General features: G+C 57.2%; 26 protein-coding genes, 2 tRNA genes and 1 pseudogene. 7 read left to right on the forward strand and 22 right to left on the reverse strand.

The features are described from left to right. Positions 1-536: 536 nt before the first annotated feature. Positions 537-830, reverse strand: coding sequence for a DUF3077 domain-containing protein (locus tag KGB06_RS19800; RefSeq protein WP_223518769.1), 294 nt, complete (start codon positions 828-830; stop codon positions 537-539). A gap of 494 nt (positions 831-1,324) precedes the next feature. On the opposite strand from KGB06_RS19800, the gene KGB06_RS19805 reads away from it, so the two are divergent. Beyond that, positions 1,325-1,510 carry a hypothetical protein gene (locus tag KGB06_RS19805; RefSeq protein WP_223518771.1) on the forward strand — a complete coding sequence of 62 codons (186 nt, stop codon included), beginning with the start codon at positions 1,325-1,327 and terminating at the stop codon, positions 1,508-1,510. A 53-nt stretch (positions 1,511-1,563) separates the two neighbouring features. Here the strand turns inward: KGB06_RS19805 and KGB06_RS19810 are convergent, their stop codons facing one another. Then, positions 1,564-1,887, reverse strand: a complete 324-nt coding sequence (locus tag KGB06_RS19810; RefSeq protein ID WP_223518778.1) for a helix-turn-helix domain-containing protein — start codon at positions 1,885-1,887, stop codon at positions 1,564-1,566. Positions 1,888-2,108: 221 nt separating this feature from the next. Between KGB06_RS19810 and KGB06_RS19815 the strand changes: the two genes are divergently transcribed. The 3 genes from KGB06_RS19815 to KGB06_RS19825 are packed head-to-tail and all read left to right on the forward strand — an operon-like array spanning position 2,109 to position 3,736. Further along, entirely contained in the window at positions 2,109-2,330 is a 222-nt protein-coding gene (locus KGB06_RS19815) for a tautomerase family protein (protein WP_059406388.1), read from the forward strand. Further along, complete coding sequence (locus KGB06_RS19820; RefSeq protein ID WP_223518780.1) at positions 2,327-2,983, forward strand: DsbA family oxidoreductase; 657 nt, start codon at positions 2,327-2,329, stop codon at positions 2,981-2,983. The genes KGB06_RS19815 and KGB06_RS19820 overlap by 4 nt, the downstream gene beginning before the upstream one ends. Positions 2,984-3,025: 42 nt before the next feature. Then, positions 3,026-3,736: an SDR family NAD(P)-dependent oxidoreductase gene (locus tag KGB06_RS19825; protein ID WP_223518781.1), complete on the forward strand. Its 711-nt coding sequence runs from the start codon at positions 3,026-3,028 to the stop codon at positions 3,734-3,736. Between the two features lie 150 nt (positions 3,737-3,886). Here KGB06_RS19825 and KGB06_RS19830 read toward each other — a convergent pair whose 3' ends face one another. From KGB06_RS19830 to KGB06_RS19865, 8 genes are all read right to left on the reverse strand, one after another. Next, positions 3,887-4,099, reverse strand: a complete 213-nt coding sequence (locus tag KGB06_RS19830) for a hypothetical protein (protein ID WP_223518783.1) — start codon at positions 4,097-4,099, stop codon at positions 3,887-3,889. Positions 4,100-4,411: 312 nt separating this feature from the next. Then, positions 4,412-4,487 (reverse strand) — tRNA-Thr (locus KGB06_RS19835). A gap of 77 nt (positions 4,488-4,564) precedes the next feature. Next, positions 4,565-5,389, reverse strand: a complete 825-nt coding sequence (locus KGB06_RS19840) for an FkbM family methyltransferase (protein ID WP_223518785.1) — start codon at positions 5,387-5,389, stop codon at positions 4,565-4,567. Between the two features lie 345 nt (positions 5,390-5,734). Further along, positions 5,735-6,967 (reverse strand): methyltransferase, encoded by a 1,233-nt coding sequence (locus tag KGB06_RS19845; RefSeq protein ID WP_223518786.1) that lies wholly within the window; start codon positions 6,965-6,967, stop codon positions 5,735-5,737. Further along, positions 6,948-7,637: an ABC transporter permease gene (locus KGB06_RS19850; RefSeq protein WP_223518796.1), complete on the reverse strand. Its 690-nt coding sequence runs from the start codon at positions 7,635-7,637 to the stop codon at positions 6,948-6,950. Before KGB06_RS19850 ends, KGB06_RS19845 begins: the two co-directional genes overlap by 20 nt. Then, positions 7,634-8,329 carry an ABC transporter permease gene (locus tag KGB06_RS19855; RefSeq protein ID WP_027922191.1) on the reverse strand — a complete coding sequence of 232 codons (696 nt, stop codon included), beginning with the start codon at positions 8,327-8,329 and terminating at the stop codon, positions 7,634-7,636. Before KGB06_RS19855 ends, KGB06_RS19850 begins: the two co-directional genes overlap by 4 nt. 78 nt (positions 8,330-8,407) lie before the next feature. Next, positions 8,408-9,154 (reverse strand): ABC transporter substrate-binding protein, encoded by a 747-nt coding sequence (locus KGB06_RS19860; RefSeq protein WP_223518798.1) that lies wholly within the window; start codon positions 9,152-9,154, stop codon positions 8,408-8,410. 13 nt (positions 9,155-9,167) lie between these two features. Continuing rightward, positions 9,168-9,941: an ABC transporter ATP-binding protein gene (locus tag KGB06_RS19865; RefSeq protein ID WP_007897462.1), complete on the reverse strand. Its 774-nt coding sequence runs from the start codon at positions 9,939-9,941 to the stop codon at positions 9,168-9,170. A gap of 564 nt (positions 9,942-10,505) precedes the next feature. Here KGB06_RS19865 and gabP point away from each other — a divergent pair. After that, complete coding sequence (gene gabP, locus KGB06_RS19870; protein WP_223518800.1) at positions 10,506-11,897, forward strand: GABA permease; 1,392 nt, start codon at positions 10,506-10,508, stop codon at positions 11,895-11,897. 87 nt (positions 11,898-11,984) lie between these two features. Here gabP and KGB06_RS19875 read toward each other — a convergent pair whose 3' ends face one another. From KGB06_RS19875 to KGB06_RS19895, 5 genes and pseudogenes are all read right to left on the reverse strand, one after another. Beyond that, complete coding sequence (locus KGB06_RS19875; RefSeq protein ID WP_223518802.1) at positions 11,985-12,191, reverse strand: AbrB/MazE/SpoVT family DNA-binding domain-containing protein; 207 nt, start codon at positions 12,189-12,191, stop codon at positions 11,985-11,987. Positions 12,192-12,254: 63 nt separating this feature from the next. Further along, the gene (locus KGB06_RS19880; RefSeq protein ID WP_223518804.1) at positions 12,255-12,707 is read right to left on the reverse strand and encodes a hypothetical protein; all 453 of its coding nucleotides are present in this window, start codon (positions 12,705-12,707) and stop codon (positions 12,255-12,257) included. Between the two features lie 6 nt (positions 12,708-12,713). Further along, positions 12,714-13,130 carry a hypothetical protein gene (locus tag KGB06_RS19885; RefSeq protein ID WP_223518806.1) on the reverse strand — a complete coding sequence of 139 codons (417 nt, stop codon included), beginning with the start codon at positions 13,128-13,130 and terminating at the stop codon, positions 12,714-12,716. Positions 13,131-13,159: 29 nt separating this feature from the next. Next, entirely contained in the window at positions 13,160-14,134 is a 975-nt protein-coding gene (locus tag KGB06_RS19890; RefSeq protein WP_223518807.1) for an alpha/beta fold hydrolase, read from the reverse strand. A 60-nt stretch (positions 14,135-14,194) separates the two neighbouring features. Then, positions 14,195-14,794: pseudogene (locus KGB06_RS19895) on the reverse strand (DUF1016 N-terminal domain-containing protein); the annotation flags it as partial. Positions 14,795-15,058: 264 nt separating this feature from the next. Here KGB06_RS19895 and KGB06_RS19900 point away from each other — a divergent pair. Further along, positions 15,059-15,505 carry a carboxypeptidase regulatory-like domain-containing protein gene (locus KGB06_RS19900; protein ID WP_223518809.1) on the forward strand — a complete coding sequence of 149 codons (447 nt, stop codon included), beginning with the start codon at positions 15,059-15,061 and terminating at the stop codon, positions 15,503-15,505. A 124-nt stretch (positions 15,506-15,629) separates the two neighbouring features. Here KGB06_RS19900 and KGB06_RS19905 read toward each other — a convergent pair whose 3' ends face one another. The 7 genes from KGB06_RS19905 to KGB06_RS19935 form a co-directional block, all read right to left on the reverse strand. Next, on the reverse strand, positions 15,630-16,421 hold the full coding sequence (locus tag KGB06_RS19905) for a TSUP family transporter (RefSeq protein WP_223518811.1): 792 nt from the start codon (positions 16,419-16,421) through the stop codon (positions 15,630-15,632). 72 nt (positions 16,422-16,493) lie between these two features. After that, positions 16,494-17,573, reverse strand: coding sequence for a hypothetical protein (locus KGB06_RS19910; protein WP_223518813.1), 1,080 nt, complete (start codon positions 17,571-17,573; stop codon positions 16,494-16,496). Between the two features lie 331 nt (positions 17,574-17,904). Continuing rightward, positions 17,905-17,980 (reverse strand) — tRNA-Phe (locus tag KGB06_RS19915). Positions 17,981-18,083: 103 nt separating this feature from the next. Then, a complete protein-coding gene (locus KGB06_RS19920) occupies positions 18,084-18,356 on the reverse strand; it encodes an oxidative damage protection protein (protein WP_007949047.1) in 273 nt (90 codons plus the stop codon). Then, entirely contained in the window at positions 18,353-19,420 is a 1,068-nt protein-coding gene (gene mutY / locus KGB06_RS19925) for an A/G-specific adenine glycosylase (RefSeq protein ID WP_223518815.1), read from the reverse strand. The genes KGB06_RS19920 and mutY overlap by 4 nt, the downstream gene beginning before the upstream one ends. Continuing rightward, positions 19,417-21,648, reverse strand: coding sequence for an AsmA family protein (locus tag KGB06_RS19930; RefSeq protein ID WP_223518817.1), 2,232 nt, complete (start codon positions 21,646-21,648; stop codon positions 19,417-19,419). Before KGB06_RS19930 ends, mutY begins: the two co-directional genes overlap by 4 nt. Before the next feature lie 71 nt (positions 21,649-21,719). Further along, on the reverse strand, positions 21,720-22,133 hold the full coding sequence (locus KGB06_RS19935; protein WP_223518818.1) for an acetyl-CoA sensor PanZ family protein: 414 nt from the start codon (positions 22,131-22,133) through the stop codon (positions 21,720-21,722). Positions 22,134-22,354: 221 nt separating this feature from the next. Here KGB06_RS19935 and KGB06_RS19940 point away from each other — a divergent pair, with 221 nt between their 5' ends. After that, positions 22,355-24,019 (forward strand): OFA family MFS transporter, encoded by a 1,665-nt coding sequence (locus tag KGB06_RS19940; RefSeq protein WP_223518821.1) that lies wholly within the window; start codon positions 22,355-22,357, stop codon positions 24,017-24,019. Positions 24,020-24,228 lie beyond the last annotated feature (209 nt).

A 24,228-nucleotide genomic window follows, 5' to 3' on the forward strand; every position in this document is an offset into this window, starting at 1 on the left:
GAGGGTGGGTGATAGGGGTCAAAAAAATGCTCGGACCGGGAGGTTTGGGCATTTTTTTTGGGTGGGAAACGGGGATGGCGGTGCGGGTTTTGCCTGCGGGTGGTTCAGACCCAGCTCGTTAAACTGATTATTTCAAGCATAAAAAAGCAGCCAATCAGGCTGCTTCAAAAACAAGAGGTCTCACCCGAGCGCTGATGTTCAAGTCATCAACGGGGTTCCTAACGTCGACTATCGCCACTTGAAGGCAGTCGGTTTCGCGCTCTTGGAGGCCAGTCTCGGCAACAAGTGGGGTTTGTGTCAACTCAAGGCTAAAAATGCTGGTTTTCAGATGTGAGTGAGAACTGAGCGGGTATGCAACGTTTGTTAATACTTCAGAGTGGTTTGGCCAATTTCGAAACGTTTTTATGCAAAACGGCAGTTTTATGATCGTTTTTGTGCACGAAAACTCGTTTTTATGCAGAAGACCTGAATTTCTAACGATGTTCCTCACGCTAAAAGCCTCGAGCCATTCGAGGCTTTTTTGTGTGCGGTTTAAATCATGAGGCGACGCTATTGGCTCGGTTGTTACACGGTGCGGCGAGCACCTTCACCACGTCATCGATGATCGCCTTACTCATATCCTGTAAATAATGTGACGCCCAAGCATACCGGTCGGTATCGCGAACCATCGCAGCATCTGATGCAAGGAGTTTCGCGATGTGGAGCAGGTCGGAAGCGTGGGAGAGGGCCTGGATTACCGGGACGCCGGCGTTGATGCGGAACAGTGCTTCGTTGGCGTGGTAGGAGAAGGGGGTGAGGCCGATGGTTTTGAGGTCTTGAGGGTTGGTCATTGGGCACCTCCGGTTTTTGGGCGGTGGTGGGTATGAACAGGTGGAGCAGTAGCGCAAGTTTTGGACGGACTGATAGCGGGCATTAGCAAAAACTCCTGAATCAAAGTTAGAGCTACCACGTTCGTTATCAGGCGAATGGGTGGCAGCTATGCGCGGGCTGATAAACCGGAGATACAGGAACCCGGCAGACCCGAAGGTCTCCCACGCACAGCCGCCATTACACGGAAATGCAGGCACAAAAAAACGCCAACAATCGTGATTATGGGCGCTTGTGCGCCTGTATCTTACTCGGGTTATCAGGCCCGGTCGCTGAATTGGCAGCGACGACTTGAAGGTAGCTTGAGAGGGACAGATGCGCAATCGTGGCTAGGTGGTGGCGTGGGGGAACGTTTTAGTGATTTTTATGGCTGGGCAATAATTATTGCCCAGCCATAATTTTCATAATTTGAAAAAGGCTTGCTGAAGCCCCCGACTTGTTGAAGAAGGCATCAGAAATGGATATCGAATTGGATCAGTTTCAAAAGGATTTGCTGGAATCTGTACGCGAAATGAATGAGAGCCAAGCGCTTCCAATCGCTGAGGTGAGGCCGTTAACGAAGGAACGCATCGACTCGCATATGTCGTCTCCAGCGACACGTTCTAAAAACGTGTCGCAGAAAGTGGAAAAAAGCGACACGTAGCAAAACGGACTACATCAGAAGGGGGTGAGTCCTACTGCAAAATCGCACAACATCTAGCAGGCGTTAGCTTGTGAAATTACGATTTGAGGCAAAGCCCCGGCATCGTTGGATGGCAACGTAAAAGTCGTTCGAAAGCCGAGTTTATCCAGCATGTCCATCATTGCATCGATCGTGAATTTCTCGATCTTGCCAGTGGTGAGCTCTGAGACGCGTGATTGGGTCACGTTCAACCTGGCCGCAGCCTCACTTTGTTTGAGGCCCAGGGTTTTGATGTAGTCAGTGATGAAGATTGATAGCTCCATCTTCAAAGCTTGTTTGCTGGCGACTTCGCTGTCATGCGTGGCATGGAATGGGCTGTCGAAAAATTGAACTGCCATGAACGTCTCCCTCCTTTGAGTTATCTAAAATTTACGATAAATGCAGGCTAGTCGATTGATCGGTTTTGACGCAAACGTATTATGTCTGCGAGACATTACTCATTACACCAAGTAACTAATGATGTTCCCGTCCCCACCTTTATCCCCTCCAGCTAACTCCCTACATTGAACTCCAACGCCTACCCATTCATTCCGAAGGGCAGGTCACTTGGAGATTCCTCATGCCTTTTGTCAGCGTTCGCATCACCCGCGATGGCGTTACCTCAGAGCAGAAAGCTCAGGTGATCGCCGAAATCACTGAAACCCTGGAGCGCGTCCTCAAAAAGGATCCGCACCTGACCCACATCGTGATCGAAGAAGTCGACACCGATAATTGGGGTTACGCCGGCATCACCACCACCCAGTACCGCAAGCAGTTGGCTGAGGCGGAGGGCAAGTCATGACCGCGTCCGTTTCTATCGACTTTGTCTCCGACGTGGTGTGCCCGTGGTGCGCGTTGGGCGCGACGGCGCTGGAGCAGGCGATCGAGAACGTGGCCGGTGAACTCTCGGTCGAGCTGACCTACAAGCCCTTCGAGTTGAACCCGGACATGCCGGCGGTCGGCGAAAAAGCTGTAGAGCACTTGATGCGCAAGTATGGACGCACCGCCGAGGACGTCGCCGCCGGCAAAGCGATGCAGATCGCTCGTGGCGAGGCCATCGGTTTCACGTTCGATCTGGAGAAGCGCACTCACTTCTACAACACGTTTGATGCGCACCGGTTGCTGTTGTGGGCGTTGCAGGAAGGGCGGCAAATCGAGCTGAAGAAGATCCTGTTGCGCGCTTACTTCACCGACGGCCAGAACCCGAGCAATCGCGAGACTCTGGTTCGTCTGGCTAGTGAAGCCGGGCTCGACGCGGCAGCTGCGCAAGAAGTGTTGGCGTCCGGAGCGTTCGCCAAAGAAGTGCGCGAGCTTGAGGAGTTCTACCGCCAGCACGGCATCAACTCTGTCCCGGCCATGATCCTCAACGGTCGTCACCTGGTGTCCGGATCGCAGTCGGTCGAGTACTACGAACAAATGCTGAGGCAAATGACAAAGGCCCCCGCCGAAGCCTGATTACTTACTTTTTAAATCATCTTTTATTAGCAGAGGTTCATCATGAGCAATTCGAAAAAAGTCATCGTCATTACCGGCGCATCCCAAGGCCTCGGCGCGGGCATGGTCAAAGCTTTCCGTGATCTGGATTACAAGGTTGTCGCCACTTCGCGTTCGATCAAACCGTCCACCGACCCGGATATCCTCACCGTGGCGGGCGACATTGGCGACCCGGCTGTTGCGCAGCAGGTGATCCGTGAAGCGATCGCACGTTTTGGCCGCATCGATACTTTGGTCAACAACGCCGGGATCTTCATCGCCAAACCGTTCACCGCGTACACCGCTGAAGACTACGCCAATGTGTTGTCGGTGAACCTGAATGGCTTCTTCTACATTACCCAACTCGCGATCACCGAGATGGAAAAACAAGGCAAAGGCCACGTCGTCAACATCACCACCAGCCTTGTGGACCATGCGATTGATGGTGTGCCGTCGGTACTGGCTTCGCTGACTAAAGGTGGTTTGAACGCTGCCACCAAGTCCCTGGCCATTGAGTACGCCAAGCGTGGGATTCGGGTGAATGCGGTTTCCCCAGGCATCATCAAGACGCCGATGCATGGCGAGGAAACGCATGAAGCGCTGGGGAATCTGCACCCGGTTGGGCACATGGGCGAGATCAGCGATATTGCTCAGGCGGTTGTTTATCTGGATAGCGCCAACTTTGTCACCGGGGAAATCCTGCATGTGGATGGTGGGCAGAGCGCTGGTCACTAAGGCCTGGTTTACAAACGCCAGAAACAACAAAGCCCTCGTATTTCTACGAGGGCTTTGTTTTGTATGGTGCCGGCACCAGATTGAAAAATAGATCTGGGAATCATCTGGCCGGCCTCCCCACCTCAAGTAGGTGGCGAGTGATTCCATTCGCTACAGACAAGAAAGCTCCGCATCTTCGTCGTCGGGGACTTCGTCCGTAACAATCACTCGTGCGTGCGCGCTGTGCTCGTCCTCCATGCGCAATCCGAAGTAGCGAGTATCGTTGGCGTCCCAAAATGCCTCTATCTGCGCCATGGGTGCATGTTCAAGCAACACCTCGGCGCTGTGCTCCAAGATGATCGAGTAACGTCGTTCGGTGTTCATTACAAAGGGGCTCGCAACGGCGGAGTGAAGTGGCAGATTGTGCATAAGCACTGCCGCCATTATGCCGCCTCACTGATTTTCGACCGTAACCGCTCATCGTTTCGGTGAGGTATGCAGACACGCGGTACCAGAATTGGATACGTCGATTCCGCACCTGTGTTGAATATCACCACCCCCTCAGCGAGAGGGGTGAAAGCGACCAGAAGAGGGGGGGCGAACACGAAATGGGGAACGAACGGGGGAAACTCAGGAGCGAAAGACCCATAAACGAAAAAGGCCCACCGCAAGGTGAGCCTTTTTCGTTGTTCTATATGGTGCCGGCACCAGGAGTCGAACCCGGGACCTACTGATTACAAGTCAGTTGCTCTACCAACTGAGCTATACCGGCGTGTTGGGCGACGATTATAGCGATTGGATTGGTTCTGTAAACCCCTGAATTCAGACTATTTTTGCGCAGGCTTCAGGTCAGGCGCGAAGCAGGGTTTTCTTGAGTTTCTGAATGGCCTGCCAGGTCCGGCTATTTTGCATTGCGCGCAGCTGTGCTTCGGCCTGTTCGGCGCGTTGCAAGGCGGCGGCCAGCTGGTGGTCGGCGTCGCCGACGGGGTGGCTGAAGTTGTGGCCTTTGCAGAACTGGAATTCGTCCAGGTTGCATGGCGGGATGTCGAAGGCGGGTTTTAGGTTCATGTGTTCTTCGGCGAGGTAGTAGGTGTTGATGCCGTCGAACAGGATGGATTGGTAGCCGGCGCCGGTGACTAGGGTTTCCCAGGTCTGGTCGCGGTCCCACGGGGTTTCGATGAGGATGACCCACGGCCTCCACTGGGTGAAGTCCATGCCGCGCAGGACGGTTTCTTCGTGGCCTTCGACGTCGATCTTCAGGAAGTGGATGGGGCGGCCCTGGGCGTGTTCTTCGCAGATGGAGGTCAGGGTGCGGGATTGGACGGTTTGGCTGCGCACGTCCATGCCGGCGTCTTTGTGCATTTGCGCCATGGCCGGGTCGACGGTCGAGAGGCCGGTGCCGGCGATGCCGTAGAAGGTCAGGTTGTCGGCGCTTTCACCGGCCACGCATTGGAGGTTGGTGTCTTTGGGGCGTTGCTGGCACAACGCTTCATAGTAGTTGGGCATCGGTTCGACGTTGATGCCGGTCCAGCCGTGGTCGTAGAACGCTTTAGTGACCGAGTCGTGGGTGGGATCGTTGGCCCCGACGTCGATATAGAAGCCGTTCTCGACGGTTTTGAGGGCGCGCCACAGGCGTATGTCTTCGAAATTCTGTGCGTAAGAAATGAACGTCACTGTCGCATCCTGTCGGTCGAATTTTCTTGTTCGTGGGCGCGCTGTCGGCGCCCTTGCGTGTTTGTATAACAAGAGTCGGGAAGCGGTGCAATTTTCCCCGCATGACGTCCGGGTTTAGGCGCTTATGTCGTTTGTGTTAAATGCTTATGCACAACGGGCTTGGTGCATTGCCTCGTTCATTACTGTTTTTGTGGACCAGTTCTCATTTGTCCGCAAATCGCTGTTTTTCCGGATTTTTTTGCAAGTGTATAAAAAATGAACAGTGTCGTTTTACCCCTGAAACAGGCTCAGGTATTGGATCCACGGAAATTCCATCAACAGAGTTATCCACAGGCTGCGACTTTTTTACGCACGTTCCGCCAAGAGCAGGAAATTGCGGGGTGTGAGCGGGATTTCGCAAAAAGTACCCAGACGAACGGTATAGCCTTGCTCCCTCAGGAAGAGTGCTCGGTCAAGTACCAGCCAAAGCTCCAGCGGGCGTCGAAAAAGTCCGCGTAGTAGCTCCAGATTGCGCACTTGTGCCAATCGTTGCCAGCCGGCGGCTTCGAGTGCGGACCAGTCTTGCGGGCCGACTGTGGATAACTCTTTCAGTGCGGCCAGATGATGGCAGTACTCGGCAAAGGATGTGTCTAGCCAGGCACTCGGCAGGGAAGGGGTGGGCAGGTATTCATCAACACCGCGCAGTTGCCGTTGTAGCAGGTCGAAACCCAGGCGCCGGGCCATCGAGGTGTCGCGCTGACGTCGTACACGAGCACCGGCGGTGACGGTTTCGCTCATTGGTAGCGCGAGGTCATCGAGGGAGAGTTGTAGGGCGGAGCCTTTTGCGGCCAGGGATATCGGCGAATACTCGGTCAGACCGATGCGGTTGTAGCAGCATGGCGCGATGGCGAGTTGTTTACAGCCTGCCGCGCTGGCGAGCTGGATCAATCGCACATGCAGGTCACCGCAGGCGTGCAGCGCCACCGGCGAGTGGTCAGCATTCAATAAACTTGCGGCGCCAAGAGCGAGCACATCCTGTTCGACATGCAGGGCACGCAATTGATGACGCTGGCTGAGTGCCTGTCCGCTGGCCACCAGCGCCGGGTCGTATTCCAGGCAGGTCAGTTGTTGCCCGGTTTGCAGCAAACGCCGCCCCAAGTGGCCCTTGCCCGAGCACCAGTCCAGCCAATGCTTGGGCGGTGCAGCAAACGACAGGCGACTGGCAAACGCCTCAATTTGTTGCCACTTGCGCCCCGGTACATCGACATTCAGCCGATGCCCGGCGGCTTCCAGTGCGTGCGCCGGCAACTCACTGACCGTACTCAGCACAGCCGACAACGTCGCCAATGAAGCAAACGGCTCCGGCGCATCCAGCAAACAAGGTTGGTTATGAGCAACTTCCGCGTCTTCCAGCGACCGCCCACGCAACCAAAGCGCCAGTTCTGGATAGGACGCTTCCCAAGGCAGTTGCAGATGAGTAAACGGTCGTGGTTTCCACAGCGCCTGATGCTCAATCAGAAAAGCATCCAGCGCGATGAAGCGGGCGAGCAGGTCCTCGCCCGTCAGCACGCAGGAGGCATCAACGCCCTTGGCAGGCATCGACGCGCAGCCAGCGCTCCAGCAGCTTGAAGCCGCGAACCAGCACGTAAGCCATCAACAGATAGAACATCCCCGCGGCGAAGAAGATCTCCACCGGCAGGTAGGTCCGGGCAATGATGGTGCGGGCCATGCCGGTCAGTTCCAGCAAGGTCACGGTACTGGCCAGGGCGCTGGCCTTGAGCATCAGGATCACTTCATTGCTGTACGCCGGCAGGCCGATACGTGCGGCACGCGGCAGGATGATGTAGAAAAGTGCTTTGGCGCGAGACATGCCCAATGCTCGCGCTGCTTCGATCTCACCCGGCGGAATCGCCTGGATCGCGCCGCGCAGGATCTCGGCGATATAGGCCGCAGTGTGCAGGGTCATGGTGGCGGTGGCACACCAGAACGGATCGCGCAGGTATGGCCACATCGAGCTGTTACGAACTGCATCGAACTGCGCCAGGCCGTAGTAGACGAGGAACAGTTGAACCAGTAACGGCGTGCCACGGAAAAAGAAGATGTAGCCGTAGGGAAATGCCCGCACATACCAGAGTCGCGACGAACGCGCGATACCCAGCGGAATCGCCAGCAGCAACCCGGCGATTACAGCGATGGCCACCAACTCCAGGGTCAGCGTTGCGCCTTGGGCCAGCTTCGGCAGCCACTTGATGATGATGTCCCAGTTCATTGGGTGCTCCTCGCGAAGCCGCGAGCGGCACGACGTTCCATTAAGTGCATGCCGCTCATGGCGAGCACGGTCAGGCCCAAGTACATGAACGCGGCCACCATATAGAAGGTGAACGGTTGCTTGGACACGGTCACGCCGATTTGCGCATGACGCATGATTTCTTCCAGGCCGATGACCGATACCAGCGCGGTGTCTTTCATCAGGATCATGAACAGGTTGCCAAGACCCGGCAGGGCGATGCGCCACATTTGCGGCATGATCAGTTTGGTGAAGATGCGGAATTTCGACAGACCCAACGCCACGCCCGCTTCGCGGTGACCTTTGGGAATCGCCAGAATCGCGCCCCGAAATACTTCGGTGGCATACGCGCCGAAGCACAGGCCCAGCGCAATTACGCCGGCGGCAAAGGCGTTGAGTTCGAGGTCGGGATTGCCGAAAAACTCGCCCAGGGCACGCATCAGGTTGACCGTGCCGAAGTAGATCAACAGCACCCAGAGCAATTCCGGAATGCCGCGAACCAGTGTCGAATAAGTGCCGCCAAGCCATTGCAGCGGCTTGTACGGGGATGTCTTGGCCAAGGCGCCGAGCAAACCGAGCACCAGCCCAAGACACAAGGCTGAGAGTGCCAGTTTCACAGTCATCAGCGCGCCAGCGGCGAGCGCCGGGCCGAATCCGTAGAGATCGATAGTCATGGGTTTCTTTTCAAGTCGCGGCAGGCAATGCCATGGACTGGCGCCGTCAGAGTACGGCGCCGGTCCGGCAGGTCAGAATCAATAGATGCTGAACGGGAAGTACTTGTCGTTGATTTTCTTGTAGGTGCCGTCCTCGACGATTTCCTTCAGGGCGAGGTTCAGCTTCGCGCGGATCGGGTCGCCTTTACGTACCGCGATACCGATCTTGTCGCTTTCTTCCACCGGATCGCCTTTGAATTCGTAAGGGCGGCCAGCGTCGCTTTTCAGCCACTCATAGTTGACGTACTTGTCGGCAAGGATGCCGTCCAGGCGACCGGAAGTCAGGTCCAGGTAAGCATTTTCCTGGGTGTCGTAGAGTTTGATCTCGACGCCGTCCATGTTGTCTTCCATCCAGGTACCGGCGAGGGTCGCACGTTGTGCGCCGATCACTTTGCCTTGCAGGGAAGCCTTGTCGGTTTTGAAGTCGACGTCTTTCTTGGCGATGAACTGCAGTTTGTTCGAGTAGTACGGGTCGGTGAAGTCCACCGCGCCCTTGCGCTCATCAGTGATCGACATCGAGGAGATCAGGAAGTCGAACTTCTTGGCGTTCAGGGCCGGGATGATGCCGTCCCAGTCGGAGGTGACCACGGTGCACTCGACTTTCATCTTCGCGCACAGGGCGTCGCCGATTTCCTTGTCAAAGCCGACGACATTGCCACTGGCATCTTTATTGTTGAACGGCGGGTAGGCCGCTTCGATGCCCATCTTCAGGGTTTCGGCCATGGCGCCGGCGCTGAACGCCAGGGTGACGGCGGCAGCCAGGAAGATCTTTTTGTAGTTCTGCATGCGGGAAGCTCCGTTAGCGGTTGCTGGACATGAATTGTTTGCAGCGTGCCGAAAGCGGGTTTTCAAACACCTGCTGTGGTGATCCTTGCTCCTCTACCAGGCCTTGGTGGAGGAACACCACTTCGCTGGACACCTGACGGGCAAAGCCCATTTCGTGGGTGACCAACAGCATGGTGCGGCCTTCTTCGGCCAGTGCGCGGATGACATTAAGTACTTCCTGGACCATTTCCGGGTCAAGGGCGGAAGTAGGCTCGTCGAACAGGATCACCTTGGGCTGCATCGCCAAGGTACGGGCGATGGCGGCGCGCTGTTGCTGGCCGCCAGACAGTTGCGCCGGGTACGCGTGACGCTTGTCGGCGATGCCGACCTTGGCCAGCAAGGCTTCGGCGACTTCGATGGCTTCGGCTTTGCTTTGACCGAGGACGCGGCGCGGCGCTTCGATGATGTTGTCGAGCACGCTCATGTGCGGCCAGAGATTAAAGTTTTGAAACACAAAACCAATCTCGCTGCGCAGGCGGTTGATCTGCTTGCCGTCGGCGGCGACCAGTTCACCGTTTTTCGCGGCCTTGAGTTTGAGTTCTTCGCCGGCCACCAGGATCTGACCCTGGTGCGGGTTTTCCAACAGATTGATGCAACGCAGAAACGTGGATTTGCCGGAACCGGAAGAGCCCAGGATCGAGATCACGTCGCCGTCGCGGGCGGTCAGCGAGATGCCTTTGAGCACCTCAAGCTGTCCGTAGCGTTTGTGCAAATTGCGGATTTCAAGCGCGGGCGTGGCCTCAGCCATGTGCGTTCCTCATAGTGTTTCGCTCCTGCTGTTGGCGGCCTTCCTGGCGAGGCGGCCAAGCTAGCATAGCGTTTGAATGGCAGCCAACAGCGCTACGGGCGGTAAACGGAAGTGATGTAGCAGGTTGTCGCATCGCTACAGCAGACTGTCGCGCTGCTATCAACCGAACAGCCGTTTGAACCTGCTTTTAAATACAAAGCAGCCGTGGGTGTCGCGTAAAAAAAGGCGCGATGTTGCCAGCTTTGACGGGGTGTTGGAAGCGCTAACCGGCCAATCGTCCCTGATCCGCACTTTTATAGTGCTTCGAGCCTTTTTCGGGTGTGTTTCCGGTGCGCGCATTCGTTCTAAAAGTGAGTCGCAGGGTAACGTTCTGGCAAAGTGCCATTAATTTCAATGACTTGCGATGACCGTCCGGTCGGGACGAGATCACCGTGGTAGACGGTTTTGAAACATTTTGGCGCAATTATTGCGTACAGAATCCAGAACGCCCCGTTGGTTTCTTTTTACGAGAAAGAATTCAAAGCGGGATGCACGCATTCGCTTTTCCTTACAAAGGTAGTTTCAATGAGCAGTACCCCAAGCTCCAATGGCCTCGAACAGGGGCTCAAACCGCGTCATGTGACCATGCTGTCGATTGCCGGAGTTATCGGCGCCGGCTTGTTCGTTGGCTCGGGTCACGCCATCGCCGCCGCAGGCCCGGCCGTGCTGTTGGCATACGCTGCCGCCGGTATGCTGGTCGTGCTGGTGATGCGCATGCTCGGCGAGATGGCCGTTGCTTCGCCGGATACCGGATCCTTCTCGACGTACGCCGATCGCGCGATTGGTCACTGGGCCGGTTTCACCATCGGCTGGTTGTACTGGTGGTTCTGGGTCTTGGTCATCCCGCTGGAAGCCAACGCCGCCGCAACCATCCTGCATGCCTGGTTCCCGAATGTGGCGATCTGGGCTTTCACGCTGATCATCACCCTGCTGTTGACGGTGACTAACCTGTTCAGCGTAAAAAACTACGGTGAGTTCGAATTCTGGTTCGCCCTGATCAAGGTCGTGGCGATCATCGGTTTCATTGTCCTCGGCGTTATGGCGATCTTCGGCTTCATGCCGACCAGTCAGGTCAGCGGCGTTTCGCACCTGTTCGACACCCAGGGCTTCCTGCCAAACGGCATGGGCGCGGTACTGGGCGCGATCCTGACCACCATGTTTTCCTTCATGGGCACCGAGATCGTGACCATTGCGGCCGCAGAATCGAAGAACCCTGGTCAGCAAATCTCCAAGGCCACCAACTCGGTGATCTGGCGGATCGGCTTGTTCTACCTCGTGTCGATTTTCATCGTCGTGGCCCTGGTGCCATGGAACGACCCGATCCTGGCCAGCGTTGGTTCTTACCAGACTGTGCTTGAGCGCATGGGCATCCCGAATGCCAAGCTGATCGTCGACATCGTGGTACTGGTTGCTGTGACCAGCTGCCTGAACTCGGCGCTGTACACCGCCTCGCGCATGATGTTCTCCCTGGGCAAGCGCGGTGATGCACCGGCCGTTTCCCAACGCACCAACAAGAGCGGCACGCCGTACTGGGCTGTGATGTTGTCCACCGGCGCTGCGTTCCTCGCGGTATTCGCCAACTACGTGGCCCCGGCCGCCGTGTTCGAATTCCTGCTGGCCAGCTCCGGCGCCATCGCGCTGCTGGTGTACCTGGTGATCGCCATTTCACAACTGCGTATGCGTAAACAGCGTATGGCTCGCGGTGAAAAAATTGCCTTCAGCATGTGGCTGTTCCCGGGCCTGACCTACGCGGTGATCATTTTCATCGTGGCGGCCCTGACCATCATGCTGTTCCAGGAAGCGCATCGCGTGGAGATTCTCGCAACCGGCCTGTTGGCCCTGCTGGTGGTGGCGGCTGGCGTGCTGGTAGCTCGCCGTCGTCGTAATGAGAAGCTGAGCGCAGTGTTGGCACGCTGAGGGTTCTGACCCAAGGCAATTGTTGTTGATACCTACGAAAACGGCCGCTGTCAGTGATGACAAGCGGCCGTTTTTGTTTTTTTGCAATCATGTTTGATGGCGGGTGGTCATGAAGTCGACACTGACATCATCGCCTTCGAACCAGTCATTCCATTGAGTTCCTGCGGGCTTGATGACGCGAGCCCTTCCAATGGCGACGAAATCGACTGGATTCACCGAATCCGACATCGGTTCCGTATTGACCCGTTCGGCGGACTTGCATCCTTCGTTTCGGAAAAGGGTCTTCTTTTCCATGGGGCTCCTTCGCATGCCTGTGAAAACGGCGGCTGGTAATTAGCCGTTATTCTGAGGAAAGGTTTAATCAGTTTTTTCTTCTTGCGCATCCAGCGCCTGACGATAGCTATCCAGCGCATCGCCGAAGTCGGTGATGAACTGCGGATCGGTCAGCCAGGCTTGAGCCGTTTCCCGGTCCATGCCGTCGGCCCACATGCGGTAGTCGATCAGCATGTCGGCGGCCAGGTGAGTGGCGGCCATGGCTTCGTTGTCGGCGTTTTCCATGTCCAGCAATTCTGGATGGTCGCTGATGATCCCGGCGAGATCTGACAGCAGGACCTGAAGCATGTCGTTACGGTTGACGGCCTCTGCATCACGCATCTTGCTGAACATCGCCAGGGTGTATTCCGGGATCGGCTCGCCGATTTCCCCCAGTTCATCGTCCAGCGCAGCGGGTTTTCTGCCGTGGATGTTGATTTGCTTGGCTTTGGCCTTTGCGCGTTTGGCGCGTTTCTGTTGCTTGTTCGGGGATGCCATGGGAACTCAGTTTGTTTTCTGTTGGGTTTGGGCGGCGATGATATCGGACGCTGCCACATAGTCAGCCTGGAAGGCCGGTGATTCGATCCACGCCAGGGCGCCGGCTTCGTCCACTTCGGTCGACCATTGGCGGTACTCGATCAGCGCGGCGAGGATGAAGTCCATCGCGCCTTCTTCACCTTCCTGTTCATAGACCAATTCCAGCAGCGGGTCTTCCAGGAACGCCACGCACATCGCTTGCTGGCTGGTCTTTTCGGCGTCGATCATCTTCTTGAACAGCTCGGTCAGGTCTACCGATTCGAAGTCGATGCGATCATCGTTCGGGTCCAGCTCGATCGGCGCGGCGGCCCGTTGGGTGCGGTTCTGCTTGGCCTTGGCTTTGGCGCGAGTGGCGCGTTTGTGCTGTTTGTTGGCGGAGGCCATGGGTGTCGTTCCGTATTCGTTGAGAGGGCTCAGCTGCGTGGGACTTGCCGCCCGGGTGTGCCGGGGGCCAGTTCGGCGTTTTGCAGCCAGGACAATGCAATGGGCCATAGTGTGGCTTGGTATGCGCTACGAAAAAAGGCGAAATGTCCGACTTCTTCTTCGCCGATGTCTTGGGGGGCGATTCGCAAGTGGGTGTTGGTGCTGTGGGTGAAGTAGCGGAGCAGGCGTTCAATGGCTGAAATCGTGCCATAAGGATCGTCGCTGATGCTGATCGCCAGGATTTTCGCGCTGACACGCTCAAAGGGCAGTCGACCGGTTCCGCCATGGAGGCGTCGACCGCTGGGGCGCGTTTCATAACGGGCTGTCGGTGTAGTCCAGTCGCGAACTACGCCGGCCGGTGTGTCCTCCAGCCAGCCGAGGCGCTTGCCGGGGAAATAGCCGTGGAACATCGTCATCAACGGCATCACCACATGCCACTTGCCGAACATCCGCCAGCGATGGGCGGGCGCGTAATCACGCCAGTAAGCGAATTGCGCACCGACCGTCACCATCCGTCGAATGACACGCCCGGACGCCCCCAGGCCTGCTGCACAGCCGCCAAAGCTGTGGCCGACGACGTCGATGGGCTGCCCGGGGAATTCACGCTCAGCGCGCCTTAGCATCGCTTCAAAGTCCAGCGCGCCCCAGTCGGTCCATGAAGCGTCGAGATCTTTGAGCGAGACGGGACGTGATTCGCCGATGCCACGGTAATCGTATGTGATGACATCGAACCCGTTGGCGAACAGGTAATCGGCGAATCGTGAGTAATGGCGGCAGCGGACAGAGGTGGCAGCGTTGATGATCACGACGGGGCGCGCAGGGTCTTGCGGAGTGTGCCGCCAGGTGAACCCGCCGAGGGTGAAGCCGTCTGCGGCGGGCTCCTTGAAGGGGGCTCCGGGTGTGGTGTCAGGCAATGGCAGCTCGATCTGAGCGGGTGCCAGTGTAGGCGTGTCCTTGAAATTCATCGGTGACGGACCTTTGCGCGTAGCTGCCAACGATAGTCTTCATAGTGCTTGGGGACAATCTACTGAGGCTGTATCAGGCAGGCCGAGAAACTCCAATACCTCTGAACTCCGTGTAGGGTCAGTGGGACTAGTGGCCATTCTCCGGATATTGGTGGCGGCTTCCTCCCTGACCGCAGACCGATCGCGACTTGCCAACAGCCGCTCGTAATACAGCGTGTTGATCTGACGCTCCAGGGCGCGACTCGACCAATTCTGAAGGGCTGACTCGTTCATGTACCAATGACGGGCATGGTCGTTGTCCACCCGCAGTAGTCTGCGGTAGTGGGTCCAGCTCAATTCGTGACGCAGTGCGTCACAAATTGGGAAGGCTTGATAGAACTGGCGCATGTAGCGAAGGTTGGAAGCGTCAAACCCTTTCCCGAACTCGGCTGTCAGAATTTTCGCCAGAGTCGCCAACAACTGCTTCCCATACCCCGCCCTACGAGCCCCCTCCTGCTCAAACTCGACAATATGCCGCCCGATCTGCCAACAGGTTTGCACTTGAGCCGTATCGACCGCTCGAAGCACTTTAAGACGTGCCTGGCGGATCAGATCTCCAAGGTTGCTCACCAGAGAGGCGAGTTGTGGATCTTGGGTGTTATCGGTTTTGACGATGGTCATGAAGTCTTCCGTGGCTGGAGGAGCAGGCGAAAGAGGATGACAAGAGAGCGTGGGGTGGCGATGCAGTACGCCGCTGGTAAGCCGGAAGGAATTGCCGGATTCGTTTTGCAGGACCAGGCCGACGGCGGGACGTATTTGTGGAATACAGGGTGTAGTCCGTTTCGCAGTGAACCCAAGATCGAATCAATCTAAAACTCGACCGGTGTACTGGAAATCAAAATTCAAGGGAGTGAAAGGGTTCTGAGAAGCCCGGGAGTCGTCATCATGAAATTCGCCCATGCATTCATGTTGTCCCTTGTTGCCATCGGCGCTCTGGCGTTTCCAGCGATGCTGAATGCGGCCAGTCTTGAGCCCGTCGACAGTTCAGGCGTGCAAGTTCAGCAGCAGGAGCAAAACGGGATTGCTTACCTGTCCGGTGGTATTGGCGAGGATGAAGCGAAGGCTATCCAGCAAACCACTGGTTATAACCTGCACATGACCTTCTCTGTCGGTCCGAAAGACGAATACATTCCAGACGTGGAACTGCTTGTCCAGAACGCTCAAGGTCCGGTGCTGACGCTCAGGCAGGCAGGCCCTTTGGTTTACGTCCAATTGCCTCCTGGCAAGTACACGGTCGTGGCAACGCGCAATGGTGAAGCGAAGCGTGACACGACAGATATCGCCAGTGCTGGCGCGAGGAATCTGGTGTTCCACTGGAACAGTAGCGAATGAGGGGGTTGGTTTCAGGGTTTTCGGTATTTGGTACCGGAGACGGCATCGAACCGCCGACCCTGCGCAGGGTGGGTCGGCGGCGATCAAAGTTGAAGGCAAGAACTGGTCAGAGTCGCACCGGCAATCATAGCGAAGCCAAAGTTTCAAGGATCGCGACGCGTAAGGGATTGCTTTCTACGCTCAGCAGCTTGATGGCCAAGGCGCAGCAGACCACGATCAACATGGGTTTAATCAAGCGTGGACCGACGCGAACAGCGGCTCGTGCACCCAATTGAGCGCCGATGAAGGCCGCCAAAGCCATGGCTATGGCAATCGGCCAAATAATCACACCTTTGGTAATGAAGACCGACAAAGAACCCAGGTTGCATGAGGCGTTGGCAAGTTTGGTAAAACTCATGGCCCGCATCATGCCCAAGCCGCAGAGAAGTACAAACCCGACAATAAAGAAAGAGCCCACACCGGGGCCAAATATACCGTCGTAAAAGCCCAGGATCGGCGCGACGGTAAACGAAAAAAGCAGAATGCCGATTCTCTTGCGTCGATCTTCATTGGCCAGCTTGGGAGAGAAAGCAAAATAGATAGCCACCAGAATCAGCATGATAGGCACGCAAACTTCCAGATAGTGCTTATCAATAGAGCTGACCAGCAAGGCACCACTGGCGCCGCCAATAAATCCGCAGATCACCAGGAAACGGCCTTCGCGCCACTCGATCATTCCTTTACGAGCAAAGGTCACAGTGGCCGAAACAGTTGCCGACGCGGCCTGGAACTTGTTCGTTGCAATTGCGCTGATCGGATCTATACCGGCCAGAAACAATGCAGGTAAGGTAATCAAGCCCCCACCGCCGGCAATCGCATCAAAAAAACCGGCGAAAAAAGCGACAAGCGCCAACATGCCTATTAAATCCCAAGACATAACATTCCCTCTTTATAGTTATTGGCCAGTAATCACATGACTGGTCCTTGCGCAGCTTGAACGCTTAAAAAATCAGCCCTGCAGCAGTAACGGGTCCTCTGAAATAACGACAGGGGAAGAAAATTTTGAAAGCCCGAAAATACGTACCAGGACCCGTCTGTTGTCTTTGATGACATCGCGACAGTGCAGGGATCGGACGTTATTGATGACCATGGCCGACTCTTGCGTCAGCGTGTACTTGAATGGAGTTGCTTCGCTTACCCCCTGGCAAAGGGCGGCGTAGACCGTTTTGACAAAGCTCGAGGCGTTGTCGTTGACCGAAAAGCGATACGAGTTGAAGCGGGCCGCGAACCCGACCTTGTCGTCAAACTCTAGAATCGAAACGTTGCGACCATCTTCCCCTTTGCCACTGACAAAGGAGTCGCTACGAGTGAATTGGAAGTTGCCCGTGGTCAGTGCGAGGCAGTGGGTAACGCCAATTTTTTCCAATAGGGGAGGCAACGGAATCACCCGCGTAGGTTCCAGACTCGGGCACCACAGGGCGGAAAGTATGAGCGACGACGGAGAGGGCGAGTGCCCGTCTTTCGCGTTCACGGCGCACCAGTAAGGCGCCTCGGTATGCGGGCCAAGCGCGAGGCCGGAATGGGAACTCAGTTCTTTGATGTCCGTCTCGGCATTGATTTTGACGAGTCCGCCACCCTTGAAGTTGGCCACCAGTCGAACCAGCTTTCCTTCGTTGTCCATGTCGTAGGCAAAGGAGTTGTTATCCACCAGTTTCAACAAGATCTGATTACGGGCGGCCAGGCAAAGGACGTCGTAGCGATTTTCCAGGGATGTCAGGTTGGGTAGTTCATTTGGAGGGCTGCCATCGGTGATTTTTTGCAGCCCTTCAAAGATCAACACGCAAACAAGGCCATTGGAGTAGGCCGCCAGCAGTTCGCATTGGTCTTTCGAAAACGAGAACTTTAATTCTGTGGCTGCCTGAGAGGCTTTGAAATTGGCTCCTGGTGCCTGCGGCCCGCCGATGGCGGCCAGTTCTTCGGCGAACTTGTGAAGCCATGTTGACTGCCGAATATCAAAGCTCAAAATTCTGATGTCCTGTCCAGTAAGAAGCTCAACGTTTTCGACATCCCGTTTGATGGCGTCAGTCATTGTCTACATCCCTGTTGTGTATCTGCTCCCGGTTATGCGGCAGCTCCTCCCACGATTCTGCCCAAGCCGATGATCAGCGTATGTCATCCACTTCCGTTAAAGCATACGGAGCGTTCCGACAAACCCGAGAGATTGCGAGAAGGGCCGATCACTAATGCTTGATGCCACTCGGGACTCGGCTTCGGAAGGCGTTGCAGGTGCTTGCTGGCGTGGCGCGAGGAGGTGGGGGGATGCTGCTTTGTTCGGCGCTTCGAGGGTGACTGGAACAGTGCCTCATCAAATCGCAGGCATAAAAAAACCCTGAATCTTGCGATTCAGGGTTTTCGGTATTTGGTGCCCAGAGACGGAATCGAACCGCCGACACGGGGATTTTCAATCCCCTGCTCTACCGACTGAGCTATCTGGGCAACGGGGCGCATTAAACTGGTTTTTCAGGGGGTCGTCAAGAAAGTTTTGAAAAAAATTTTAATTATTACCGTCGCTTACGATCCGACCCCCGAGAAATCGGGATTATTCAGCCGGCGGGACGTAGCCGTCAGCCTTGGCGTAATCCTCGCCGGAGAAGTACTTGTCCATCTCGCCCTGAAGATATTTGCGATCTTCGGCGTTCATCATGTTCAGGCGTTTTTCGTTGATCAGCAGGGTCTGGTGTTTTTGCCAGTCGGCCCAGGCCTTGGCCGAGACGTGGTCAAAAATGTCCTGACCTTTTGCGCCCGGGAAGGGAGCGCGTTCCAGGGCGGGCAATTCTTCTTTGTACTTGCGGCACATGATGGTGCGGGTCATGTCGACTCTCCTGCGTTCAATACGGCGGCCGCGCGTTCGAGCAAGGTTTTGACCGGGGCGGCAAGGCCCAGGCGCGGCGGGGTGGCGAGGTTATACCAGAGCCAGTCGGCCTCGGCCACGTGATGGCCGGCTTCCTGGACATGGACCAGCCAGGGTTCGATGGACAACTGAAAGTGGCTGAAGGTGTGCACCTGGCTTGGCAGCGCTTGTTGGCTGCCCAGTTCCAGTGAGTGCTGCGAGGCCAGATGTTGCAGGTCATCGAGGTCATCGAGCTCCGGCAAACTCCATAGACCGCCCCACAGGCCCGTGGAAGGGCGACGGTAAAGCAGAATCGCGCCCTCGCCATTGGCGAGCATGGGCATCAGCGTGCGCTTCTGTGGCACGGTTTTACGCGGTTTGGGGACGGGGTAGCGGGTTTCCAGGCCGAGCATGTGCGCTTCGCAACCCTTTTCCAGCGGGCAGAACAGGCAGCTCGGCTTGCTGCGGGTACACAGCGTGGCGCCCAGATCCATCATCGCCTGAGTGTAGGCGTTGACCCGATCATGCGGCGTAAAGCGCTCAGCGTTGGCCCAGAGCTGTTTTGCGACCTTCGGCTCCCCCGGGTAACCCTCTTGCGCGGTAAAGCGCGCCAGGACGCGTTTGACGTTACCGTCGAGGATCGGCGCCCGCAGGCCCATGCTCAGGCTGGCGATGGCGCCCGCCGTCGACAGGCCGATGCCCGGCAGATCAACCAGTTTTTCCACGTCTCGCGGAAACTCGCCGCCGTACTCGGAGACGACAATTTTTGCGGTCTTCTGCAAATTGCGCGCGCGGGTGTAATAACCCAGGCCCGTCCACAGGTGCAGCACTTCGTCTTCCGGCGCGGCGGCCAGGGCCTCGACCGTTGGCAACGAGGCCATGAAACGATCGAAGTAATTGAGCACGGTGCTGACCTGGGTTTGCTGCAACATGATTTCCGAGACCCACACCCGATACGGGGTGATGCCCTGTTGCCAAGGCAAATCGTGGCGGCCGTGGCGGTCGTACCAGTCCAGCACCGCCGAAGAAAACTGCTCGGCTTTCATCGCTTGAACAGCTCCTTTAACGCGTTTTTCAGTTCCGGGCGAATTTTATCGCCAAACTTCTCGTCGATTTTTTCACTGATCCGATCTTCAGCCAGTTTGCTCGCGACTTGTCCCATGCGTTCATTGTCGAGACGGCAGGCTTTGGCGCCGAGTTCCAGCGGCCCCCGGCAACGCAGCGGCCACACGATGCCGACATATTTGTCGCCGACCTGGCAGGCCGGGTCCGGCATGGCGCTCGTATCGCCTTCGACGATGATGCCCACGCGATAGTCCATGCCCAGCACGCGCAGATCAACGTCGCCGTCGCCATTCACGGTCATGCCCGGGATGCGCACTTTCAGGTCCGGGTTACTGGCCACGCCGTTATGGAAAGTCAGGGTGCCTTTGAGTTCCTGGAAGGGAGTGTCCTTGCCCCGTGGCTCGCCGCTGAGGGTTTTGCGGTTCAGGGTGGCGATGCCTTTGCACAGCTGTTGTTCGAGGTTGGCGTTGAGCAACACGCCATTGTTGACGACGAAACTGGCGTTGCCGTTGAGGCTGTCGATCAACGCTTTCTGGCTGTTGCCGCTGGCGGTCAGCGCGCTGTTGAGCGTCACCAGGCCGTTGACCGGTGGATTTTTGCCTTGGCTTTCGAGGATTTTTTCCACCGGCACTTTGCTGATCTGCGTCTGCATGCTCAGCGCAGGCACTTGCTGGCGCACGTCGAGGGTGCCCTTGGTTTCGAAGTTGCCGTCGTACAGATCGCCGCGCAGGTTCTCCAGAGTCAACAGGCCGCCCAGGCCAGTGGCCTTGAACGCGGCGTTGTGGATCGGCAGCTTGTCGAGGGTCAACTGGCCAAAGGTCAGGTCGGCGTCCACGTCGAGTTTGCTCAAGCGTTCCACCGGCAGCAGGCGTTCGGTACTCCAAGCGTCCTTGGTCGGTGACTCCGGCAGCGGTGTGCTGCCCGCGCCGGCTATGGCATTGGCCTCGGTGCTGGCGACTTCAGCCTGACGCACCTGTGTCGCGCTGTTGGCTTCGGCGGATTTGGGTGGCAGATAGCGGTCGACATTGAACGTGTCAGCCTTCAGGACTGCGCGCAGCGATTGTTTGGCGAAATCCTCGACGGCGATGCGGCCACTGAAGCTGCTGTCATCGACTTTCAGGTTGATGTCGTCGAACGAAACGCTGGTCGGCGTGCCGGCAACGCGACTCACCAGTTCGACTTTGCTCAGACTGCCTTCGGCCATGGCCGGAAGTTTTTGGCCAATGCTGTCGACGAATTTCGCCAGGTCGAACTGGGCAATCGAAATGCCGCCGCTGATCTGCGGCGTCTTGTCGAGGTCGTTGACCTTGAGTTCACCCAGTGCGCGCAATTGGTTGGCAGAGATCTTGATGCCGGTCCATTCGGCGACGTTCGCAGCTTTATCCAGCAGCAATTGCCCTTGGGCTGCGAAGGTCATGGTCTTGCCTTGCAGCGGATCACCGGCGACTTCGCCGGACATTTTCATGTCTTCGAATTTGTAGCGTTGCAGCGCGCGTTCGAAACGCAGCTCACCAGTGAGCTCGGTACGCACCCGCAGAACCGGTTGGTTAGTGCCGAGGAACGCGGTGAGTTTGACCGGGATGTTGGTCGAGTCATGCACCGGGCCTGTACTCAGCTGGATGCTTTCGGCGCTGAACTGCCTGCCGGTCCTCTCGTCGCTGTATTCGACGCGGGCGTTGTTCACGGTCAGGCTGTCGATGTCCAGGCGAATCGGCTGGGCCGGTTTTTCTACCTGAACGGTGGTTTCCGACGCCGGTGCAGGTTCGCCAGGAGTGGCTGGTTGCGTGGCCGGAGTGACTGGCGCCGGGACCTTGCCGACATCTTCCCAGTTGCCATGGCCGTCCTTGTCGCGGTTCAGGCGCAAATTCAGGCCTTCAACACGCACATCGCTCATCTGCACTTCACGGCGCAGCAGCGGCAGCACGCGCACTGACAGGCCAAGCATCTGCAAGTCGGCGAACGGCTCCGTCGGCTTGGCCAGGGTCGCGACACTGGCCTCGTGCAATTCCAGGCCCAGCCAAGGGAACAGGCTCCAGCCGATATCGCCATTGAGCGTCAGCTCGATGTGGGCCTTGTCGCGGGCAATCTGGCGAATCTCGTCTTTATAGTCGTTGGGATCAAAGAGGTGGGTCAGGGCAAAGCCCAGCGCCACAATGATCAGCAACAGCCCGAGAAGTACCAGACCCAGGATTTTGCCGAACGCTTTCATGGGCGAGTCCTTGTAGATAGTCGAATTCGAAATTTAGCCGGGGAGTATAGCGCTCTGAAGCGGACGACCGGTCAGGCGATAACTGCCGGAAGTACATCCAGTGGCAGTTTCAGCTTGGCGGCAAGGGCCTGGGCTTCGAGATGCCCGGCGGGGGCCAGCAAGCGAAGCGTGGCGCCCGACTCAGAGGCCATTTTCTGCGCTTCGTTCACCAGACGTTCGGCGACGCCACGCCGACGGGTAATTTTTCGTACGCAAAGTTGGGACAAGTGCCAAACGTCCTGATGCCGTTGCAAGCGGGCCGCGCCGAGCAGTCGATCATTGAAGCGTCCGGCGATCAGCGAACCGTCCCGCAGGCAGCCTTCGATCAGTTGCACATCCCCTGAATACGGGGCGTACAGCCAGTCCGGGGCGTCACGGTAAATTTTCTGCAAGTCTTGCTGATCCTGGTAAGTGGCCTCGTTCAGCGGTTCGACAATGATCGGCATGGCGACTCCTTAAGAGGTACGAGAACGGATGACATACAAATGGTGATATCAGTTTGGCTTTTCTGCCACGCTCAAATGGTAACCTTTGCCCGTTCGTCCGTCCTGCTGCGACGAGATGCCGCACAAAAAGCAGCTTCACCTAACAAAACGGTCACGCGTGCGCATAAAGGCTGGGGGTGAGGAGTGGCTGGCGAACCCTACTAATAATTGGGGGATACACAATGACCACGAGCATCACGGCGGACGGCCTCATAGCCGGCCAGCCTGCGTTCCTGTCCAAGGAGCGCATCATCGCCAAGCCCGGATTTAACCGTTGGCTGGTGCCACCGGCCGCTTTGGCCATCCACCTTTGCATCGGTATGGCTTACGGCTTTTCGGTGTTCTGGTTGCCACTGTCCAAGGCGCTGGGCGTGACCGCTCCAGTGGCCTGCGCGCCGGACATGAGCTTCATTTCGCAAATTTTCTCGTCGCAATGCGACTGGCCGATCTCGATGCTCGGCTGGATCTACACTTTGTTCTTCATCTTCCTCGGCTGCTCGGCAGCGATCTGGGGTGGCTGGCTGGAACACGCCGGGCCGCGTAAGGCTGGCGTTGTATCGGCGCTGTGCTGGTGTGGTGGTCTGCTGATTTCAGCACTGGGGATCTATACCCACCAGATCTGGCTGATGTGGGTCGGCTCCGGGGTCATTGGCGGTATCGGCCTGGGGTTGGGTTACATCTCGCCGGTTTCGACGTTGATCAAGTGGTTCCCGGACAAGCGCGGCATGGCGACCGGTATGGCGATCATGGGTTTTGGCGGTGGCGCGATGGTCGGTGCTCCGCTGGCCGCAGCCCTGATGAGCCATTTCGCTTCGCCAACCAGCGTCGGCGTCTGGCAGAGCTTCCTGGTAATGGCCGCGATCTACTTCGTGTTCATGATCGGTGGCGCTCTGTCCTACCGCGTTCCGCCAACCGGCTGGAAGCCTGAGGGCTGGACAGCGCCGGCGAAAAAAACCGCTAACGCGATGATCACCCACCGCCATGTTCATGTGAATGTCGCCTGGAAAACTCCACAGTTCCGTCTGGTGTGGCTGGTGCTGTGCCTGAACGTATCGGCCGGTATCGGAATCCTTGGCATGGCGTCGCCGCTGTTGCAGGAAGTGTTCGGCGGCAAATTGATTGGTGTGGACCTGCCATTCGGTCAACTGGACGCCGGGCAACTGGCTTCGATTGCGGCGATTGCTGCCGGTTTCACTGGTTTGCTGAGCCTGTTCAACATCGGTGGCCGGTTCTTCTGGGCCTCGTTCTCGGATTACCTGGGCCGTAAAAACACCTACTTCGTGTTCTTCGCGTTGGGTTTCGCGCTGTATGCGTTGATCCCGAACCTCGGTCACCTGGGTAACGTCTCGCTGTTCGTCGCGGCGTTCTGCATCATCCTGTCGATGTACGGCGGTGGTTTTGCGACGGTTCCGGCTTATCTGGCGGACTTGTTCGGTACGCAAATGGTCGGCGCGATCCACGGTCGTCTGTTGACGGCATGGGCGGCAGCGGGGGTGTTGGGTCCGGTGTTGGTGAACTACTTGCGTGAGTATCAACTGAGCATCGGCGTTGAGCGCGCCGCCGCTTACGACATCACCTTGTACATTCTCGCCGGCCTGCTGGTGCTGGGTTTCCTGTGTAACCTGCTGGTGCGTCCGGTGGCTGACAAGTACTTCATGACCGATGCTGAGCTGGCTGCCGAACAGGCGCTGGGTCACGACAAAGGTGCCGACAGCAGTACCGAGCTGGAGTGGAAAGCGGACGCGGGCACTAAGCCTTTGGCGGTGGCGGCGTGGCTGGTGGTGGGTATTCCGTTGGCGTGGGGTGTGTGGGTAACCCTGCAGAAAACGGCGATCTTGTTCCACTAACGCCAAACCTTGTAGGAGCCGGCTTGCCGGCGAAGGCGTCCTCATTGCCGCTGCACTTCGCCCGGCCGCCTTCGCTGGCAAGCCAGCTCCTACAAAAGCCGTGCATTCGCAATGAATGCCGGCTTGTATGGACATGTCTATCCCCGACAGTGCCGGGTTCAGCCCGTCAGGGATATCACGTATCGTGTTTCTGTTTCGCGCCCGCGCCC

The sequence above is a fragment of the Pseudomonas sp. GL-B-19 genome, assembly GCF_019956415.1.
In the GTDB taxonomy this organism is placed as follows: domain Bacteria; phylum Pseudomonadota; class Gammaproteobacteria; order Pseudomonadales; family Pseudomonadaceae; genus Aquipseudomonas.

What these genes read in the sequence shown, in the direction of transcription:
- KGB06_RS19935 (WP_223518818.1), bottom strand. Translation starts at nt 22,133, where the DNA reads ATGCCGATCATTGTCGAACCGCTGAACGAGGCCACTTACCAGGATCAG.
- KGB06_RS19920 (WP_007949047.1), bottom strand. Translation starts at nt 18,356, where the DNA reads ATGACCCGCACCATCATGTGCCGCAAGTACAAAGAAGAATTGCCCGCC.
- KGB06_RS19860 (WP_223518798.1), bottom strand. Translation starts at nt 9,154, where the DNA reads ATGCAGAACTACAAAAAGATCTTCCTGGCTGCCGCCGTCACCCTGGCG.
- KGB06_RS19875 (WP_223518802.1), bottom strand. Translation starts at nt 12,191, where the DNA reads ATGGAAAAGAAGACCCTTTTCCGAAACGAAGGATGCAAGTCCGCCGAA.
- KGB06_RS19900 (WP_223518809.1), top strand. Translation starts at nt 15,059, where the DNA reads ATGAAATTCGCCCATGCATTCATGTTGTCCCTTGTTGCCATCGGCGCT.
- KGB06_RS19845 (WP_223518786.1), bottom strand. Translation starts at nt 6,967, where the DNA reads ATGCCTGCCAAGGGCGTTGATGCCTCCTGCGTGCTGACGGGCGAGGAC.
- mutY (WP_223518815.1), bottom strand. Translation starts at nt 19,420, where the DNA reads ATGAAAGCCGAGCAGTTTTCTTCGGCGGTGCTGGACTGGTACGACCGC.
- KGB06_RS19905 (WP_223518811.1), bottom strand. Translation starts at nt 16,421, where the DNA reads ATGTCTTGGGATTTAATAGGCATGTTGGCGCTTGTCGCTTTTTTCGCC.
- KGB06_RS19800 (WP_223518769.1), bottom strand. Translation starts at nt 830, where the DNA reads ATGACCAACCCTCAAGACCTCAAAACCATCGGCCTCACCCCCTTCTCC.
- KGB06_RS19890 (WP_223518807.1), bottom strand. Translation starts at nt 14,134, where the DNA reads ATGAATTTCAAGGACACGCCTACACTGGCACCCGCTCAGATCGAGCTG.
- KGB06_RS19810 (WP_223518778.1), bottom strand. Translation starts at nt 1,887, where the DNA reads ATGGCAGTTCAATTTTTCGACAGCCCATTCCATGCCACGCATGACAGC.
- KGB06_RS19865 (WP_007897462.1), bottom strand. Translation starts at nt 9,941, where the DNA reads ATGGCTGAGGCCACGCCCGCGCTTGAAATCCGCAATTTGCACAAACGC.
- KGB06_RS19855 (WP_027922191.1), bottom strand. Translation starts at nt 8,329, where the DNA reads ATGACTATCGATCTCTACGGATTCGGCCCGGCGCTCGCCGCTGGCGCG.
- KGB06_RS19880 (WP_223518804.1), bottom strand. Translation starts at nt 12,707, where the DNA reads ATGGCATCCCCGAACAAGCAACAGAAACGCGCCAAACGCGCAAAGGCC.
- gabP (WP_223518800.1), top strand. Translation starts at nt 10,506, where the DNA reads ATGAGCAGTACCCCAAGCTCCAATGGCCTCGAACAGGGGCTCAAACCG.
- KGB06_RS19930 (WP_223518817.1), bottom strand. Translation starts at nt 21,648, where the DNA reads ATGAAAGCGTTCGGCAAAATCCTGGGTCTGGTACTTCTCGGGCTGTTG.
- KGB06_RS19850 (WP_223518796.1), bottom strand. Translation starts at nt 7,637, where the DNA reads ATGAACTGGGACATCATCATCAAGTGGCTGCCGAAGCTGGCCCAAGGC.
- KGB06_RS19940 (WP_223518821.1), top strand. Translation starts at nt 22,355, where the DNA reads ATGACCACGAGCATCACGGCGGACGGCCTCATAGCCGGCCAGCCTGCG.
- KGB06_RS19820 (WP_223518780.1), top strand. Translation starts at nt 2,327, where the DNA reads ATGACCGCGTCCGTTTCTATCGACTTTGTCTCCGACGTGGTGTGCCCG.
- KGB06_RS19815 (WP_059406388.1), top strand. Translation starts at nt 2,109, where the DNA reads ATGCCTTTTGTCAGCGTTCGCATCACCCGCGATGGCGTTACCTCAGAG.
- KGB06_RS19805 (WP_223518771.1), top strand. Translation starts at nt 1,325, where the DNA reads ATGGATATCGAATTGGATCAGTTTCAAAAGGATTTGCTGGAATCTGTA.
- KGB06_RS19885 (WP_223518806.1), bottom strand. Translation starts at nt 13,130, where the DNA reads ATGGCCTCCGCCAACAAACAGCACAAACGCGCCACTCGCGCCAAAGCC.
- KGB06_RS19830 (WP_223518783.1), bottom strand. Translation starts at nt 4,099, where the DNA reads ATGAACACCGAACGACGTTACTCGATCATCTTGGAGCACAGCGCCGAG.
- KGB06_RS19910 (WP_223518813.1), bottom strand. Translation starts at nt 17,573, where the DNA reads ATGACTGACGCCATCAAACGGGATGTCGAAAACGTTGAGCTTCTTACT.
- KGB06_RS19825 (WP_223518781.1), top strand. Translation starts at nt 3,026, where the DNA reads ATGAGCAATTCGAAAAAAGTCATCGTCATTACCGGCGCATCCCAAGGC.